This window comes from Massilia psychrophila (assembly GCF_002760665.1).
Lineage (GTDB): Bacteria > Pseudomonadota > Gammaproteobacteria > Burkholderiales > Burkholderiaceae_D > JAFCUW01.
In genome coordinates, this window is the sequence record NZ_PDOB01000080.1 from 1 (window position 1) to 1811 (window position 1811).

Here is a 1811-nt window from a genome sequence, read left to right on the forward strand (position 1 = left end):
CATCGTGACCGCTGATTCCGGAAAAGCCCCGAAATCGGTCACGTTCGCCCGGAATGAGCGGTCACGTTCAAATGGAATGACTGGTCACGATGCCGGAATCACTGGTCACGTTGGTCCGGAATACCCAAACAGCGCAAGACCAATTCTCTCTGCGCACCTACTATCACCAAAGGACCGGTAGAGTGGAGTACCAAGTACCGGAAATGGACCGTAGCCGAGGACTACGAATCCCAGAAACGACAACGCCCACTTGGATGAGTGGGCGTTGCGTGAACGATGTTCTTGGTGGCCCGGGGCGGAATCGAAGCACCGACACAAGGATTTTCAATCCTCTGCTTTCGCACCTGAGCTACCAGACCTGGGACCAATCACTCGCGCCGCGCTTTACCCGGTACTGATTGAAAAGCCCTGACAGGGAGAGTGCTGTTAAAATTTGCGATAGCCTTCCAATGTCCATTTGCCGGAGTACAAAAATCCTACGTTTTTTAGTCATTGCGGCGATGCGTATGCCAAAGCTAACGATCGCTGTTGCATTATTATTGCTGGCAACTTTGGCCAGCACGATGACCTACACCGGTTTCCTTGTCGTCGGGGTTTTGGCCGATTATCTCGGCACAGGTCGGGTCATGGCAGGACTGCTTCTTGGCGGTTTTTTTGCAAGATTTCCTTGGATAAGGAAAGGTAAGCTGCGCATCGTTGGCCTGTTACCCAAACCTGCCCGTCGACCACTCATCCTTGGCATACTCGCACTCTGCTTGTTGCACTTCCTGTCGCGAGGCGATGACGTGCCCGCACTGTTCACGGGCTTCGCTACGGCTTTTCTTCTCACATACCCTTGGTTGAGGCGAGTGATTTTCGATCGGATGCTATCGTCTGTCTTCAAATTCCTTGGCCGAAACCCTTTCAAAAGCACCGACGGCACGGTGATTGATGGTGAATTCAGGGAAAAGAAAGAATGAGGTTTGATCGCCTCGGGTTTGCCGGACACTCGCAATGATTAAAGTGGACCCATCCGTCAAGACAGTTTTTGCCTTAATTTAAGCTATGGTCTTGACCCTGCATGCAGCGGATCAGCGCTGCCCTGTCTTGCTCAATCTCACCCTCCCATGAACGTGGAATCACTGCGGTCGGCTCCCAGCAGGGCGGGGTTTGGGGAAACGCCTCATGCTCTTCAGCACTGCTTGCATCTTCTTCGGGCGCAGACACGCTGCCGTATTTGTCGATAATCATCGCGCCACCACCTGCGCCACTTGCATACACCTTGTCAGGTGTCAGATAGTTCAATGCCTGGTGTGGCCGGTCGCCATTGTAAAAGGCGAAGTACCGCGTCAGTCCCTCGTGCAGATCGCCCATCGTCGCGTAGCCGTTCAAGTACACGTCCTCATACTTAACGTTGCGCCACAAGCGCTCAACGAAGATGTTGTCCAACGCGCGGCCCCGTCCGTCCATGCTGATGTTAACACCGGCACGCTTTAAGACGGCCGTGAACGCCACGCTTGTGAACTGACTGCCCTGGTCGGTGTTGAAGATCTCAGGCTTGCCGTGATCGATCAACGCCTCTTCCAGGCAGTCCACGCAAAATGACGCATCCATGCTGTTGCTGATGCGCCAGGCCAGCACGCGCCGCGAGTACCAATCGATGATCGCCACCAGGTACGCAAAGCCGCGGGCGAGCCTGATATAGGTGATGTCTGTACTCCAGACGTGGTTCGGCCGCACGATGGCCACGCCACGCAGCAGATACGGATACACCTTGTGACCCGGATGCTGAACCGCCGTGCCCGCACCGGGCGCCATCCCCGCCAGCCCCA

At 55.3% G+C, this 1811-nt stretch carries 1 protein-coding gene, 1 tRNA gene and 1 pseudogene; 1 reads left to right on the forward strand and 2 read right to left on the reverse strand.

Going from position 1 to position 1811, the window contains the following annotated elements; all coding sequences use genetic code 11:
* Positions 1–283: 283 nt before the first annotated feature.
* Positions 284–359: transfer RNA gene (locus tag CR103_RS21690), tRNA-Phe, on the reverse strand.
* 147 nt (positions 360–506) lie between these two features.
* Between CR103_RS21690 and CR103_RS21695 the strand changes: the two genes are divergently transcribed.
* Positions 507–959, forward strand: coding sequence for a hypothetical protein (locus tag CR103_RS21695; protein WP_143752724.1), 453 nt, complete (start codon positions 507–509; stop codon positions 957–959).
* 238 nt (positions 960–1197) lie between these two features.
* Here CR103_RS21695 and CR103_RS21700 read toward each other — a convergent pair.
* Positions 1198–1811 (reverse strand): annotated as a pseudogene (locus CR103_RS21700) (IS3 family transposase); the annotation flags it as partial.